10 protein-coding genes and 1 pseudogene are annotated in these 15,683 nt (G+C 63.9%); 10 read left to right on the top strand and 1 reads right to left on the bottom strand.

What is annotated here, in order from left to right; genetic code table 11:
- Positions 1-69: 69 nt before the first annotated feature.
- On the top strand, positions 70-507 hold the full coding sequence (locus N008_RS20920; protein ID WP_044019278.1) for a PepSY-like domain-containing protein: 438 nt from the start codon (positions 70-72) through the stop codon (positions 505-507).
- Positions 508-1,576: 1,069 nt separating this feature from the next.
- On the opposite strand, the gene N008_RS24330 is transcribed toward N008_RS20920, so the two are convergent.
- Positions 1,577-1,909 carry a DUF4158 domain-containing protein gene (locus tag N008_RS24330; protein WP_044019274.1) on the bottom strand — a complete coding sequence of 111 codons (333 nt, stop codon included), beginning with the start codon at positions 1,907-1,909 and terminating at the stop codon, positions 1,577-1,579.
- Positions 1,910-2,278: 369 nt separating this feature from the next.
- Between N008_RS24330 and N008_RS20905 the strand changes: the two genes are divergently transcribed.
- From N008_RS20905 to N008_RS22095, 9 genes and pseudogenes are all read left to right on the top strand, one after another.
- Entirely contained in the window at positions 2,279-2,986 is a 708-nt protein-coding gene (locus N008_RS20905) for a transporter (RefSeq protein ID WP_156109489.1), read from the top strand.
- 355 nt (positions 2,987-3,341) lie between these two features.
- On the top strand, positions 3,342-3,662 hold the full coding sequence (locus N008_RS24325) for a DUF6660 family protein (RefSeq protein WP_044019273.1): 321 nt from the start codon (positions 3,342-3,344) through the stop codon (positions 3,660-3,662).
- Between the two features lie 164 nt (positions 3,663-3,826).
- Positions 3,827-8,305: a CusA/CzcA family heavy metal efflux RND transporter gene (locus N008_RS20895; protein WP_044019272.1), complete on the top strand. Its 4,479-nt coding sequence runs from the start codon at positions 3,827-3,829 to the stop codon at positions 8,303-8,305.
- 31 nt (positions 8,306-8,336) lie between these two features.
- Positions 8,337-9,527 (top strand): efflux RND transporter periplasmic adaptor subunit, encoded by a 1,191-nt coding sequence (locus tag N008_RS20890; RefSeq protein WP_044019271.1) that lies wholly within the window; start codon positions 8,337-8,339, stop codon positions 9,525-9,527.
- Between the two features lie 57 nt (positions 9,528-9,584).
- Positions 9,585-10,190, top strand: a complete 606-nt coding sequence (locus tag N008_RS20885) for a hypothetical protein (RefSeq protein WP_044019269.1) — start codon at positions 9,585-9,587, stop codon at positions 10,188-10,190.
- A 47-nt stretch (positions 10,191-10,237) separates the two neighbouring features.
- On the top strand, positions 10,238-12,502 hold the full coding sequence (locus tag N008_RS20880; protein WP_081910975.1) for a heavy metal translocating P-type ATPase: 2,265 nt from the start codon (positions 10,238-10,240) through the stop codon (positions 12,500-12,502).
- Positions 12,499-13,395 carry a cation diffusion facilitator family transporter gene (locus N008_RS20875; RefSeq protein WP_044019267.1) on the top strand — a complete coding sequence of 299 codons (897 nt, stop codon included), beginning with the start codon at positions 12,499-12,501 and terminating at the stop codon, positions 13,393-13,395. The genes N008_RS20880 and N008_RS20875 overlap by 4 nt, the downstream gene beginning before the upstream one ends.
- Positions 13,396-13,420: 25 nt before the next feature.
- Positions 13,421-14,833, top strand: coding sequence for a dihydrolipoyl dehydrogenase (gene lpdA, locus N008_RS20870; protein ID WP_044019265.1), 1,413 nt, complete (start codon positions 13,421-13,423; stop codon positions 14,831-14,833).
- 96 nt (positions 14,834-14,929) lie between these two features.
- Positions 14,930-15,669 (top strand): annotated as a pseudogene (locus N008_RS22095) (ZIP family metal transporter).
- Positions 15,670-15,683: the final 14 nt, after the last annotated feature.

The raw sequence follows: 15,683 nt of genomic DNA, 5'->3' as shown, positions 1-15,683 counted from the left end.
AGCGTCGGATTCCAGAATATCGACAGAATCAGGGGGTAGTTTTGGCCATAGATCTTTCAAAACCTCCCCATGAAACACTATCTTGTGTTGGCCGCCTTCGCTCTGGCGCTGGCCGCCCCCGCCCAGGCGCAGCAGCTGAAGGCGACCCAGGTTCCCGCGGCAGTCGTTGCGGCGTTTAAGCAGAAGTTCCCCCAGGTCAAAGAAGTGAAATGGGAAAAGGAAGGTGACAAGTACGAAGCCGGCTTTGAGCAGGGCAACGTGGAAATGTCGGCCTTGCTGAGTGCCAGCGGTGAGCTGCTGGAAACTGAATCGGAAATGGCGCCGTCGCAGCTGCCAGCTGCCGTGCGGGCCAAGCTAGCCAGCTCTTACAAAAGCTATAAAGTCACGGAAGCCGCCAAAATCGTGTCGGCCAGTACGGGGGCTACCACCTACGAGGCCGAGGTGCTGAAAAGCGGCAAGAAGATGGACCTCCTCTTCGACGCCAACGGCCAGGAAGTAAAAAAATAACGTGATTGAAGCCCAAAAATAGTTGGCTTCCATGATAACTTGAGGCCCAGTTCGTCCCTGAAGCAAACGCCTGCTCCGACATCTGATCCCACACGTATTGCAGCACCCATACCAGGAATGCCTGGTTCTAATTCAAGCTGTCAGCATCTGCTGACAGCTTGTTTTTGTTATCTACCTGTCGTTTTTCGCCTTGTTCCCTTTAGCCCGGTCTTATAAATTAGTCTGCTACGCTGTATTTTAGCCTACTAACTGCTTTAACCGTGAAAAAAATCTGTTGCGCTATTACCCTTTCGGCTACGGGGAGTTTTATTGATAACTGGGAAGCTATTGGGCAGGCTGCTGCTGACCAAAGCGAGCGCCCACCAAGCCACCATCAGTTCATTCACGACCATTCGCACTAGTGGTGTAACATGAAAGCTGCTTTGTCCAGACCTCCCAGGCAGCGGAGCAGTTCACTTCGGAGCTTGTTTTCAGCGCGTAGCGCCAGCGTGCTCACAAGTCCATCTAGTAAGTCGAGAATATCGTCCGTTGCCGTCCGTTCCAAGGCGTGCATAAACACAAGCAATGTCGCCAAACACCGGTCCTCGAGCATCCGGCTTACTCTCTGAGCCCATGATACCTGCGCGTGGCGCACCATGCGTGTCACTCGATCTTCCGGTAAGTCACGTACCAAAATGTCTCCCACGCCTACGGCCCGCAATTGTTCCAGCCGCCAAAAGGCTCCTGCCAGGGCTGGAGCCGACACGCGGGTAGGAGGCGTACGGAGGACTTGCATCGGCGTAAATCGCTCTCCAGGCAACAGAATCAATACATCTTCCAGTGCGGCGCACTGCAGCGTTAAAAGCCGGGCAGCAAGTTGCCGATACACCGTGCGGCTAGTACACTCCCGTACCAGGACAGTCAAGCGGGCCAGCATCGTAGCGCCCGGCTGTACCACGCGGGGCGTTACTAGGTGAGCAGTAGCCAAATTAAATAAAATGCTGTGACGTACCGGGCTGGTTGTCACCTGCGCATACAGCCAGTGGGTAGGGCGAAATGCCTGCTTCGCTTCAATGAGTATGTAACCGAGTTACACCAGCAGTTTGGCCTGCTGATCGTCCCTAGTACTTATACGTTTGCGATGTTCTTCTATTTCGGGCGGTGCAGCACCCAACTGCGCGGGTAGGGTGTCCACGACAACCGTTGGCAAATCGAGTGGGTCGGGTGGAAAGGTAACCAGAAACCGAAGAGTACAGAGTTGCACCACGCAGCCCAGCCGATTACATGGCCGGCGCCGCTGGGCCACGAACGCCAAATCAGCGAACCTCAGGTAAAAGAAGCGGGCTATTTGCTCAGGGCCAGGAGCCACGTAGTAGCATCTGTAGCGGGCGGCTTGCTCGTCACTGAGAAATTCTACGGGCATGCAACAGCTTGTTAAGCAGAGAAAGTACTGATATCATGCTGAATGGGCCATTGCACGTCAGTGAAGAGCAATAGAACTGAATAAAACGCACCGAGTTGCTCCAAGATAAGCCTCCCTTAACTAGGTGGCAATCGGCTATCACAAACTGATATAAAAAACCAGTTCGTAGATAAGCGAGTATGTAAGCTTGCCTAAAAAAATATTTAGGTTTGTCTAAAATACACGTATGCTCTCCTTCTACTGCCTGGTATTCTGTTCACTGCCTGTAGCCTTGTCAGCGCAGAGCCAAGGGGTCGCGCCGGATTCCTTGAATCGTCGCCCCCCCAGTACTCGCTCTTGCGGCCGGTGCCCCGGGCCCGGCTGCGGCCAATGAGTACGGACCGGCCCGACGCGACGGAAAGCGCCTACTTGGTGGACGCGGGGCATTTTCAGGTGGAAACCGACGTGCTGCGGCTGGGGCGGCAGCGGTTTGGCAAGCAGGACACGCACCAGGAGCTGGGGCTGAACCATGCCAATCTGAAACTAGGTTTGACGCGCACGATGGATGTGCAGCTGGTGGTGGAATCGTACACGGCGCAGACGGAGCGGGGCGAGCATCCGGGGGCACGGGCCGGCTTTGGGGACCTGACGCTGCGGGTGAAGCGCAACCTGTGGGGTAACGACGGGGGCCGCACGGCGCTGGCGCTGATGCCCTTCGTAAAGCTGCCGACGGGTCGGCGCACTGGCAACCACAATTGGGAAGGCGGCGTGGTGGCACCGTTTGCCTGCCAATTACCCCACGATTGGAGCCTGGGCAGCCAGTTGCAAGCTACCTGGGTGCGCGACGAAGCCACGGCGCGTCACTGCCTGGAACTGGCCCCGACCCTGACCGTGGGCCACGACCTGTACAAAACGCTGGGTGGGTTTGTAGAAGTGGCCGGGGCCTGGGACTGGCGGGAAAGAGGCTGGGCCGCGACGCTCAACGGCGGGCCCATCTGGCGGGTGACGGATAACGTGCAGTTGGATGTGGGCCTGAACTACCCGCTGACGAAAGACACAGAAACAACGTACTTTCTGGGGGTAAGTTTTCGGCGTTAGGACGCGGGAATAATGCGTGATTTTGCGTGGACAGCTGCTGGGGTCAGAGAAATTAACACTGAATGCATTCTGTTTGCTGCCGCTGCCCCTGACGTCAGTTCGCTCAGCGAACTCAACACCTGTATACTGCCGGTTACGAAGATTTTAGCCTAGTGGTGTGCCCGGCGAAAAACTGGTTGCTTCAGCTTATTTTATAACCAGCGATTAGGGTCGAAGCCAGCCTCATGCCGTGTTTTTCAGGTCTATTTCCCCAACCTAAACCCATCATGCTGATCTGCTACGCCTGTTAATTACCTGGTAGAGGAATCTATTTGGCGACGAGTACGTATGTTTGCAGCGTTTGCCCCTTTCTGCTATGCGTTTTTTCGCGGTCTTTTTTGCGCTCTACCTGCTGTTGCTGGCCTGTCTGCCCTGTGCTGACGGGGCGGTGAACCCGCCGGAGCCGGCGCGTGCCCGCATTACGGCGCAGACCAATGCCGCCGCGCATCACCAGCAGGATTGGTGTACTCCCCTGTGCCAGTGCCACTGCTGCGCTGGTACCTCCTTGCCTGCCGCTACGGCCGTGGTTCTTCCGGCCACCCACCCGGTAGGCGATGCTGCCCGGCCGTTTGCTCCGTTGACGAGCCCGGCCCCGCAGCCGCGGGCCTTTGCCGTCTGGCAGCCTCCGCAAGCCTAGTTTCCTGTTTTTTCGGTTCCGTCCGCGGGACCGGGCACGCTGCCGTGCCCGGTCCCGTCGGCGCATACGCACCTTGCTGTGCGCTGTCGAACCCTGCCGTCGTCGAGCCCCGCGGGCTCCGACCGCCCTTTTCTCAGGATTTCTAGTCTTACCCCTCAGCCAGTATGTTCGACCGGCTCATTCACTTTTCCATTCACAACAAGCTCATCATCGGGCTGCTGACCCTGGCTTTGATTGCCTGGGGCAGCTACTCGCTAAGTCGGCTGCCCATTGACGCGGTGCCCGACATTACCAACAACCAGGTTGTGGTCTACACGGTGGCACCCTCGCTATCGGCCGGCGACATCGAGCGGCTGGTGTCCTTTCCCATCGAGCAGAGCGTGGCCACGATTCCGGGGCGCGAAGAAGTACGCTCCTTTTCCCGCTTCGGCCTCTCGGTCGTGACCATCGTCCTGGAAGACGGCATCGACATCTACTGGGCCCGCCAGCAGGTGGCCGAGCGCCTGCGCGAGGCCGAAAGCCAGATTCCGGCCGGCGTGGGCCGGCCGGAACTAGCCCCGGTCAGCACCGGCCTGGGCGAAATCTACCAGTACCTGGTACGGGCCAAGCCCGGCTACGAGAAAAAATACACGGCGCGGGAGCTGCGCACGATTCAGGACTGGATTGTGCGCCGCCAGCTGCTGGGCACGCCCGGCGTGGCCGACGTCAGCTCTTTCGGGGGCCAGCTCAAGCAGTACGAGGTGGCCCTGGACCCGGAGCGGCTCCGTTCCCTGAACGTGACCGTGGACCAGGTGTACCAGGCCGTCAGCCGCAACAACCAGAACACGGGCGGAGCCTACCTGGATCAAAACCCGACGGCCTACTTCATCCGCACCGAGGGCCTGGCCCAAAACGCCCAGGACATCGGCAACATCGTGGTGCGCTCTACCAGCACCGGCTTGCCGGTGCTGGTGCGCGACGTGGCCGAGGTGCGCCTGGGCTCGGCCGTGCGCTACGGGGCCATGACCCGTAACGCGGAGGGCGAGGTCACCGGCGGCATCGTGCTCATGCTCAAAGGCGCCAACGCCAACGAGGTTATCAAGGCCGTCAAGGAGCGCATGGAAACCGTGCGCAAGTCCCTGCCGGAAGGCGTGACCGTGGACGTGTACCTGGACCGCTCGGAACTGGTGGGCCGGGCCATTCATACGGTAACCAAAAACCTGATTGAGGGAGCGCTCATCGTGATTTTTGTGCTGGTGCTGTTCCTAGGCAACCTGCGCGCGGGGCTGGTGGTGGCCTCGGTGATTCCGCTGGCCATGCTCTTTGCCATCAGCCTGATGCGCGTGTTCGGCGTGTCGGGTAACCTGCTCTCGCTCGGGGCTATTGATTTCGGACTGGTAGTGGATGGGGCGGTGATTATCGTGGAGGCCATCGTGCACCGCCTGCACACCCACTCGGGAATTGCCGCCCACCCCGACGGGGCCCACGGCAAGCTAACCCAGGACCAGATGAACGAGGCCACCTACGAGGCAGCCTCCAAAATCCGCGCCTCAGCCGCGTTCGGGGAAATCATCATCCTCATCGTGTACCTGCCCCTGCTGGCCCTGGCCGGCATTGAGGGCAAGATGTTTAAGCCCATGGCCGAGACGGTGGCCTTCGCCATTATCGGCGCTTTCATTCTCTCGCTCACCTACGTGCCCATGATGGCGGCACTGGGGTTGAGCCGCAACACGGAGCACAAGCGCAACTTCTCGGACCGCATGATGAGCTGGCTGGAGGCCCGCTACCGGCCCCTGCTGGAATGGGGTCTGCGCCGCAAAGCCCTGGTGCTGGCTTCGGCCGTGGGGCTGTTCGTCGGGGCCTTGCTCGTGTTCCGCACTCTGGGCGGGGAGTTTATCCCCCAGCTTTCGGAAGGCGACTTCGCCATTGAGATGCGCGTGCTCACGGGCTCGTCGCTAAGCTACACCATCGAAAAAAGCCAGCAGGCCGGGGCCATCCTGAAACAGCAGTTTCCGGAGGTCAAGGAAGTGGTGGCCAAGATTGGCGCGGCCGAAATTCCCACCGACCCCATGCCGGTGGAAGCTGGGGACGTGATGGTAATTCTGGAAAAGGACCAGAGCAAGTGGACTTCGGCCAAGTCCCGCGAGGAGCTGGCCGAGAAAATGGCCCACGCCCTGAGCGTAATTCCGGGCGTCACCTTCGGGTTCCAGCAGCCCATTCAGATGCGCTTCAACGAGCTCATCAGCGGGGCCAAGCAGGACGTGGTGATGAAAATCTACGGCGAAGACCTGCAGCAGCTGGCCGACTACGCCCAGCGGGCCGCGGCCCAGGTGCGGCAGGTGCAGGGAGCCGAAGATGTGTACGTGGAGCAGGTGACGGGCCTGCCCCAGATTGTGGTCCAGCTGGACCGCAACAAGCTGGCCCAGTTCGGTCTGAACGTCGAGGACGTGAACCGCACGGTGCAGACTGCCTTTGCCGGCCAGGCCGCCGGGCAGATATTTGAGCAGGAGCGCCGCTTTGATTTGGTGCTGCGCCTGCGCCCGGACCTGCGCCAGGACATCAACGCCGTGCGCCAGCTCTTCATTGCCACCCCGCGGGGCGAGCAGGTGCCGCTGGAGCAGGTGGCCACCGTGGCCCTGCAGGAGGGTCCGAACCAGGTGCAGCGCGACGACGCCAAGCGCCGCATTACGGTGGCCTTCAACGTGCGGGGCCGCGACGTGGAAAGCGTAGTGGAGGAGCTGCAAGGCAAAGTGGACCAGCGCCTGAAGTTTGCTCCCGGCTACTACGCCACCTACGGCGGGCAGTTCGAGAACCTGCGCGAGGCCTCGCAGCGCCTGAGCGTGGCCGTGCCGGTGGCCCTGACCCTGATTTTTGTGCTGCTCTTCTTCACCTTCGGCTCCCTGAAGCAGTCCGTGCTGATTTTCACGGCCATCCCCTTATCGGCCATTGGCGGGGTGGCGGCTCTGTGGCTGCGGGGCATGCCGTTCAGCATCTCAGCGGGCGTGGGCTTTATTGCCCTGTTCGGCGTGGCCGTGCTCAACGGCATCGTGCTCATCGGCTATTTCAACCAGCTCAAGGACGAGGGCTGGGCCAACCTGCACGAGCGAATTCTGGAAGGCACACAGGTACGCCTGCGGCCGGTGCTGATGACGGCTACGGTGGCCTCGCTGGGCTTTTTGCCGATGGCCCTGAGCACCTCGGCCGGGGCCGAGGTGCAGCGCCCCCTGGCCACGGTCGTCATCGGCGGGCTGGTCACGGCCACGCTGCTGACGCTGCTGGTGCTGCCGGTGCTCTACGCCCTGTCGGAACGCACCCCGGCAGCCGGGCCGGACCAGCAGCCCGAGGATCCAACCCACCACGGCACCCGGTCGGCACCCCTGCTGGCCGGCGGCGCAGCCGTGCTGTTGCTGACACTGCTGGTGCCCGGCACCGGCCGGGCCCAGCAAGTGCAGCTGACGGCCGGTGGCACGCCCTTCACGGCCCAGCAGGCCGTGACCCAGGCCTTGCAGGCCAACACCACGGTAACGGCTGCCCAGCGCAGTTTGGAGGCCCAGCAGGCCCTGCGGCGCACCGCTACCGACGTGGGCCGCACCACCGTGGGCGTTACCTACGGGCAGTACAATTCCTACCGCAAGGACAACCAATTCAACGTCAGCCAGAGCTTTTCGCTGCCGCGGGTGTACCGCAGCCAGCGCCAATTGCTGGAGGCGCAGGTCGGCGGGCAGCAGCTCACGCTGGCCCAGGTGCAGGCCGAGCTGCGGCGGCAGGTGCGCCTGAATTATGAGCAGGCCGTGTACGCCCGCCACCGGGTGCAGGTGCTGCGCGGGCAGGACAGCCTCTACAGCGAGTTTTTGCGGGCCGCCCAGCTGCGCTTTAAAACCGGGGAAGTAGCCCGCCTGGAGCCGGCCACCGCCCTGGTGCAGCAAGGCGAAACCCGCGCCCTGATTGCCCAGGCCCGCACCGGCTACCAGGTGGCCCAGCGCCAGCTGCAAGCCCTGCTGCAACAAAGCCAGGCGGTGGGCGTGGCCGACAGCCTGCTTCGCCCGCTGGAACCCGTGGTGCTGCCCGCCACCGGTGACACGGCGCGCCTGACCCAGAACCCGGAGCTGCAAGTGCAGCGCCAACTCATCGCCCAGCGCCAGGCGGCCACCCGCACCGAGCAGGCCCTGGGACTACCCAACGTGACGCTGGGCTACTTCAACCAGTCGCTGATTGGCCCCCAGACCATGGGCGGCGTGGGCGGCGCGGAGCGGTACTACGCCGGGTCGGACCGCTTCCAGGGCGTGCAGGCTTCGGTGGGCATTCCCCTCCTGCGCGGGCCGCAGAAGGGTCGGGTGCAGGCCGCCCGCCTGCAGGAGCAGGTGGCCGACGCCGGCTACCAGCGCCTGCGGGCCGAGCTCTCGGGCCGGCTGGACGAGCTAGTGGCCCGGCACGCCGAGCAGCAGCAGCGCCTGGCTTTCTACCAGCAGACGGCCCTGCCCCAGGCCGACGTCATCGTGCGCCTGAGCACGCGGGCCTTCAAGGCCGGTGAAACCGGCTACGCCGAATACCTGCTCAACCTGGAGCGGGCCCTGACCCTGCGCACCACCTACCTGGACGTGCTGCTGGAACACAACCAGACCGTCATCGAGCTGGACTACCTGCTGGGCAGCACCCCCCAGTAATCATCCCTGACTTTTCTTGCCTCCCCCTTTCATGACAAAATACGCATTGCTGGCCCTGCTGGGCCTGACGCTGGCCGGTTGCGGTCAGGAGAAAACGGATACGGCGGCACCGGAAGCGGCCGGGGCCACCACGGAAACATCGGCCGCGGGCGGCGAAGCCGCCGCCGAAGAAAACGCTACCGAAACCACCCTGTCGGCTGCCGAGCAGCGGGCGGCCGGCATCCGGCTGGGCCGGGTGGAAGACCGGGTGCTCAGCGGCACGCTCAAAGTCAACGGCACGCTCGACGCGCCCCCGGAAAACGCGGTGGCCGTCAGCGCCCTGCTCGGGGGCATCGTGGAGCGGACGACCCTGCTACAGGGCAGCCGCGTGCAGGCCGGGCAGGTGCTGGCGACGGTGCGCAACCCCGAGTTTGTGCAGCTCCAGCAGGATTACCTGGAAACCAGCAGCCAGCTGGAGTTTGCCCGCGCCGAGTACGAGCGCCAGCAGGAGCTCTACCGCCAGGAAGTAGCCCCGCAGAAAAATTTCCAGAGGGCCCGTGCCGAATACCGAGCCATGCAGACCCAGGTGGCGGCGCAAGCCGCCCGCCTGCGCCTGGCGGGCCTGCCGGTGGGCGGCAAGATTACCACGACGGCCCCGGTGCGGGCCCCGCGCGGCGGCTTCCTGAAAACCGTGAATGCCAGCGCCGGGCAAAGCGTGACCTCGACCGACGTGCTGTTTGAAATCGTGGACCCGGCCCACCTGGACGTGGTGCTCACTGTGTTCGAGAAGGACGTGCCGCAGGTGCGCGTGGGCCAGACCGTGCGCTACACCCTGGCCAATGATTCGGCCGGGGCCGAGCACCGGGCGAAGGTGTATGTGATTGGCCGCGCCGTGAGCGAGGACCGCACGGTGCGCGTGTACGCCCACCTGAGCCGGGAAGACGCCAGCCGCCTGCCCGGCACCTACGTGCGGGCCACTATCGAAACCAACTCGGCCACGTTGCCCTCCCTGCCCGACAAGGCCCTGGTGCAGTTTGGGGGAAAGAGCTACGTGTTCGTGGCCGAAGGTCCGGCAGGAAAAAACCAGGAAACGCACTACCGCATGGTGCCCGTGACGGCGGGGGTAAGCGAAAACGGCTACACCGAAGTCCGTCTGCCGCAAGGCACTGCGGCGGCGCAGGTCGTGGTGGAGGGCGCGTACTCGCTGCTGGCCAAGCTCAAAAACGCGGAAGAAGAAGAATAGCCGCGCATTTTCTCCCCTAATCCGGCCGCGTTCCTGTCGCGGCTCTTCGCCCTGCCCATGTTCCATCTGCTCACCGGTTGCCTGCTCTTAAGCCTGCTGCACGCCGCGATTCCCAACCACTGGGCGCCGGTGCTGGCCGTGGCGCGCGCCGAGCGCTGGCCCCTGCGCCGGGCCGTGGGCGTGACGCTGGTAGCCGGCCTGGCCCACGTGCTGAGCACGGTGCTGCTGGGCCTGGGGCTGGGGCTGCTGGGCTGGCGCTTGTCGGCGCAGTTCTCCCACCTGGCCCGCGGGGCGGCCCCGGCCCTGCTCGTGCTCATTGGCGTGCTGTACGCCTTGTCGGGGCCGGGACACGCCCACCCGGACCCGGCCCCGACCCGGCCCCGCGGCCGGGTGGTACTGGGGCTGGCGGCGACCATGTTTCTGGCGCCCTGCCTGGAAATTCAAACGTTTTTTCTGGCCGCCGGCACCCACGGCCCGGCGGCGCTGGCCCTGCTCATGGGGGTGTACCTGCTGGCTTCGGTCTCGGCCATGTGCGCGCTGGTCGCGCTGGCTCACCGGGGGCTGGGTCGCCTGAACCTGGACGGGCTGGCGCACCACGAGCGTCGCCTGACCGGGGCCGTGCTCGTGCTGGTAGGCCTGGCCGGCTTTTTCGTGGACTGGTAGCGGCCGGCTGGCTGCTGTCTTCATTTTTCACCTGATGCATCTTTCCTATGCCTGATCCAACCCCTTCCAATACCGACGAAGAGCTCAACACCGCCAAGCAGGTGCAGCTCGACAACGTGGGCGCCCTGAGCCGGGACCAGCTCACGCCTGAGGCCGCCGCCGCGCCCGAGGGCCACGACGTGCCCGGCCACGACCACGCCACCCACGACCACACGGGCCACCACCATCCCCCCGGCAAACAGGTCGTGGACCTGGCCGGCCAACCGGCCGACGAGCACGCCGGCCACTCCCACGGGGACGGCGACGACCACGACCACGGTCCGGCCGGGGACAACCCCTACCTCTGGCCCGGGGTGAGCCTGGCCCTGCTGCTGGCCGGCATTGCGCTCGACTACTATACGGTGGGCTTTTTTACCGGCTACGTGCGCCTGCTCTGGTACGGGGTGGCCTTCCTGCTGGTGGGCTGGAAAGTCATCCGCTCCGCCGTGCAAAGCATTCCGTCGGGTAACGTATTCAACGAGTTTCTGCTCATGAGCATCGCCACGCTGGGGGCGTTTGCCATCGGCGAGTACCCGGAAGGGGTGGCCGTGATGCTGTTCTACACAGTCGGCGAATTATTCCAGGACGCGGCCGTGAACCGGGCCAAGCGCAGCATCAAGGCCCTGCTGGAAATCCAGGCCACGGAAGTCACGGTGCTGCGAGGCGGGCAGTCCCTGGTGCTGGATCCCAAACAGGTACAGGTAGGCGATACCATTGAAGTGAAGCCCGGCGAGAAGGTAGCCCTGGATGGGACGCTGACCAAGGGACCGGCTTCCTTCAATACGGCGGCCCTGACGGGGGAATCCGTGCCCCAGACCAAACAAACGGGGGAGCCGGTGCTGGCCGGCATGGTCAACCTGGAAAGCCTGATTCAGGTAGCCGTCACGGCAGGCTACCAGGACACGAAGCTGGCCAAGATCCTGGCCATGGTGCAGGACGCGGTGGGCCGCAAGGCTAAAACCCAGCAGTTCATCACCAAGTTCGCCAAAATCTACACCCCCATCGTAGTGGCGCTGGCCGTGCTGCTGGTGCTGGTGCCCTCCTTCGTGGTAGAGGACTATGTCTTCCGGGACTGGTTGTACCGGGCCCTGGTGTTCCTGGTCATTTCCTGCCCCTGCGCGCTGGTCATCAGCATTCCGCTGGGTTACTTCGGCGGCATCGGCGCGGCCTCCAAAGCGGGCATCCTGTTCAAAGGCTCCAACTTCCTGGATGCCATGCGCGAATTGGATACGGTGGTGATGGACAAAACCGGCACCCTCACGGAGGGGGTGTTTGCCGTGCAGCAGGTGCAGGCGGTGGGACTGGAGAAAGCCCAGCTGCTGCGGCTGCTCGGGGCGCTGGAAACCAAATCGACGCACCCGATTGCCAAAGCCGTCGTGGCCCACGTCGGCGCGGCTACCGCCGGCGTGGCAGTAGAGAACGTGGAGGAAATAGCCGGCCACGGCCTACGGGGCCGGGTGGACGGGCGCGACGTGCTGGCCGGCAACACCAAGTTGCTGCGCAAGTTTAACGTGGCCTACCCGGCCGAAGTAGACCAGGTGGTGGACAGCATCGTGGTGGGGGCCGTGGACGGGCAGTACGCGGGCTACCTGACTGTGGCCGACGCCCCGAAAGAGGACGCGGCCCGCGCCGTGCAGGAGCTGCGCGCCGACGGCATCAGCAAGCTGGTCATGCTCTCGGGCGACAAGGACAGCATCGTGCAGCGCGTCGCCCGGGAGCTGGGCATCGACGAGGCCCACGGCGGCCTGCTGCCCGAGGACAAGGCCCGCTACGTGCAGCAGTACAAAACCGAAGGGCGGAAGCTGGCCTTCGTGGGCGACGGGGTAAACGATGCTCCGGTGGTGGCCCTGGCCGACGTGGGCATTGCCATGGGCGGGCTGGGCTCGGATGCGACCATTGAAACCGCCGACGTGGTTATCCAAACCGACCACCCCAGCAAGATTGCCACCGCCCGGCGCATTGCCCGCGCCACTCACCGCGTGGTGTGGCAGAATATCTGGCTGGCTTTCGTGGTAAAAGGCATCGTGCTGGTGCTGGGCGCGGGCGGCTTGGCGACCATGTGGGAGGCCGTGTTTGCCGACGTGGGCGTGGCCCTGCTGGCTATTTTAAATGCCGTGCGCATTCAGCGCATGGACTATTCCACGCCGGGTACCGGTAACCCGTCGCCTGCTTCTCTCGCTGCCCCACAAGCGCAGCATACCCTGTCAGTGGTTGAGCCCATGCCCCGGGCGCTGCGCCAGGGCCCGCACCACCCTAACGACCAAACGACATGAGCGGGTCCCACGGTATGAGCGGCAGCGCCGCCAGCCGCAACAAGCGGCAACTGACCATTGTCTTCTTTCTAACGCTGACCTACCTGCTGGCGGAAGTAGTGGGCGGGTTCTGGACCGGCAGTCTGGCCCTGCTGGCCGACGCGGGCCACATGCTCACCGACGTGGCCGGCGTGGGGCTGGCCCTGCTGGCCATCCGCTTCGGGGAGAAACCGGCGACGCCGCAGCGCACCTACGGCTACTACCGCTTTGAGATCCTGGCGGCGCTGACCAACGCGGTGGTGCTGATTCTGATTTCGATTTATATTCTCTATGAGGCCTATCTGCGCTTTCGGAACCCGCCCCAGGTGGAAAGTGGGCAGATGCTATGGATCGCAGGTCTCGGACTGGCGGTTAACCTGGCCGGCATGTACTTGCTGCGGCAGGGCAAAGACGAGAGTCTGAACATGAAGGGAGCGTACTTCGAAGTGCTCAGCGACATGCTGACGTCTATCGGGGTAATTGCCGCCGGTATCATTATGCTCACCACCGGCTGGTACTACGCCGACCCGCTGCTCTCGGCCGGCATTGGCCTGTTCATCCTGCCCCGCACCTGGGCCCTGCTCAAGGAGTCGGTGAACGTGCTGCTGGAAGGTACCCCGGCCGATATCAACCTGGAGGAGCTGCGCCAGGGCCTGCTGCAAGTGCCGGGCGTGGCGGCCGTACACGACCTGCACGCCTGGGTGCTGACCTCCGGCGTCAATGCCCTGAGTGCCCACGTCGTGCTGGCCGAGGCCGCCGGGCACGAGGAAGTACTGACCCGCGCCCAGGCGTACGTCACGGGCAAGCATTCCATCCAGCACGCGACCATTCAAGTGGAGCGCGGCGACGTTGCCCGGCACGAAACCCACCTCTAACCTGACTAGCTTCTTCGTTTCTCTCATGACCTCCTACGACGTTCTCATTATCGGCTCCGGCCCCGGCGGCTATATCGCGGCCGTACGCTGCGGGCAGCTGGGCCTGAAAACGGCCATCATCGAAAAGTACCCCACCCTGGGCGGCACCTGCCTCAACGTGGGCTGCATCCCCAGCAAGGCGGTACTCGAATCCACCGAGCTCTACCAGAAAGCCACTCACCAGTTCACGGAGCACGGCATTGATGCCGATAACCTGCGTGCCGACCTGCCCCGCATGATGGAGCGCAAGGACCAGGTGGTGAAGAAAGTGTGCGACGGGGTGGTCTTCCTCATGAAGAAAAACAAGGTGGACGTACTCCACGGCGTAGCCTCGTTCGTGGATGCCACCACCGTGCTGGTAGAGCCCAGCGACGGGGGCAGTGGGGAAAAGCAGCTGCTCACGGCCAAAAACATCATCATTGCCACCGGCTCCAAGCCCAGCACCCTGCCCTTCATCACCCTGGATAAGGAGCGTGTCATCACCAGCACCGAGGCGCTGGCCCTGCGCGAGCTGCCCCAGCACCTGATTATTGTGGGCGGCGGGGTTATCGGCCTGGAGCTGGGCTCAGTGTATGCGCGGCTGGGTAGCAAGGTGTCCGTCGTGGAATACACTGACGCCATCATCCCTACCATGGACCGCACCCTGGGCAAGGAGCTGCTACGCTCCCTCAAGAAGCAGGGTCTGGAGTTCTACCTCTCGCACAAGGTGACGGCCGTGGAGCGGACCGGCGACACGGTGAAGCTCACGGCCCAGGGCGGGCCATCGGCCGAGCTGCAGCTGGAAGGCGACTACTGCCTGGTATCAGTGGGCCGCCGGCCCTACACCGACGGGCTGAACCTGGCCGCGGCCGGCGTGGAGCTGGATGAGAAGGGCCGCGTGAAAGTCAACGAGGACCTGCAGACGACGGTGCCGGGCATCTGGGCCATCGGCGACGTGGTGCGCGGGGCCATGCTGGCCCATAAGGCTTCCGATGAAGGCGTGTACGTGGCTGAGCTCATTGCCGGCCAGGCCCCGGAGGTGAACTACCTGCTTATCCCGGGTGTGGTCTATACCTGGCCCGAAGTAGCTGGTGTGGGCTACACCGAGGAGCAGCTCAAGGAGCAGGGCAAAGCCTATAAGGTGGGTTCCTTTCCGTATTCCGCCTCCGGCCGGGCGCTGGCCGGGGCTGACACCGAAGGGTTGGTGAAGGTGCTCACCGACGCGCAGACCGACGAGATTCTGGGCGTGCACATGATCGGGGCCCGCATTGCCGACATCATTGCCGAGGCCGTGGGCATCATGCACTTCCGGGGCGCGGCCGAAGACGTGGGCCTGATGTCGCATGCCCACCCCACCTACGCCGAAGCCTTCAAGGAAGCCTGCCTGAACGCGGCCGGCATCGGGGCCCTCAATATGTAACCCCGTATGCTACTCGCCTTTCTGCTGGCTGTTACGCCGGACGCGCCCCCTTCCTGGAGTCAGGTGCTGCTGTATTCCCTGGTGCCCGCCGCCATCATGGTCGTGGGGGCCGTTGTGGCCGTGCTGCGCCCGCCGGGCGCGGCCATTCGCAGCGCCATTTTGCACTTCGCCGCCGGGGTGGTGTTTTCCGTGGTGGCCGTCGAGCTGCTGCCCGACATCGTGGCCCGTCACCGTCCGCTGGAGGTTGGCCTGGGCTTCGGGGCGGGGTAGGGCTGATGCTGGCCTTGCGCTCCTGGACCCGCAAAGCGGCGGAAAAGGAGAAAGCCACGCCACTTCCCTACTTCGCCCCAGGCACCATGTGGGCCTCGCAAACCGAAAAAGCCGCGGACCAGCGCCGGGCGCCGCTGCCCATGGGCCTGCTCACGGGCGTGGCCATCGACATCCTCATCGACGGGCTGCTCTTGGGCATCGGCTTTGCGGCCGGGGCCGAGGAAGGCCTATTGCTGGCCATTGCCCTGACCATTGAGGTGCTGTCGCTGGGGCTGGCTACGGCCGTGGAGTTGCAGCAGGAAGGGCAGCCCAAAGCCCGGACCGTGGGCGTCGTGGCTGCTTTGTCGGGGCTGCTGGTCGTCGGGGCCGGGGTCGGTATCACTGTGCTGCAGGGCGCCTCCGACAACGTCATGGAACTGGTGCTCTCCTTCGGCCTGGCCGCGCTGCTGTTCCTGGTAACGGAAGAGCTGCTGACCGAGGCCCACGAGGAGCCGGAGTCGCCCTGGCTAACCTCCGCATTTTTCCTGGGTTTTCTGGTCTTTCTACTTCTGGGCATGCTCGTGTAGCCGGCCACATTTTC

The sequence above is a fragment of the Hymenobacter sp. APR13 genome, assembly GCF_000737515.1.
GTDB lineage: Bacteria > Bacteroidota > Bacteroidia > Cytophagales > Hymenobacteraceae > Hymenobacter.
This window is presented reverse-complemented; position numbering and strand designations above follow the sequence as displayed.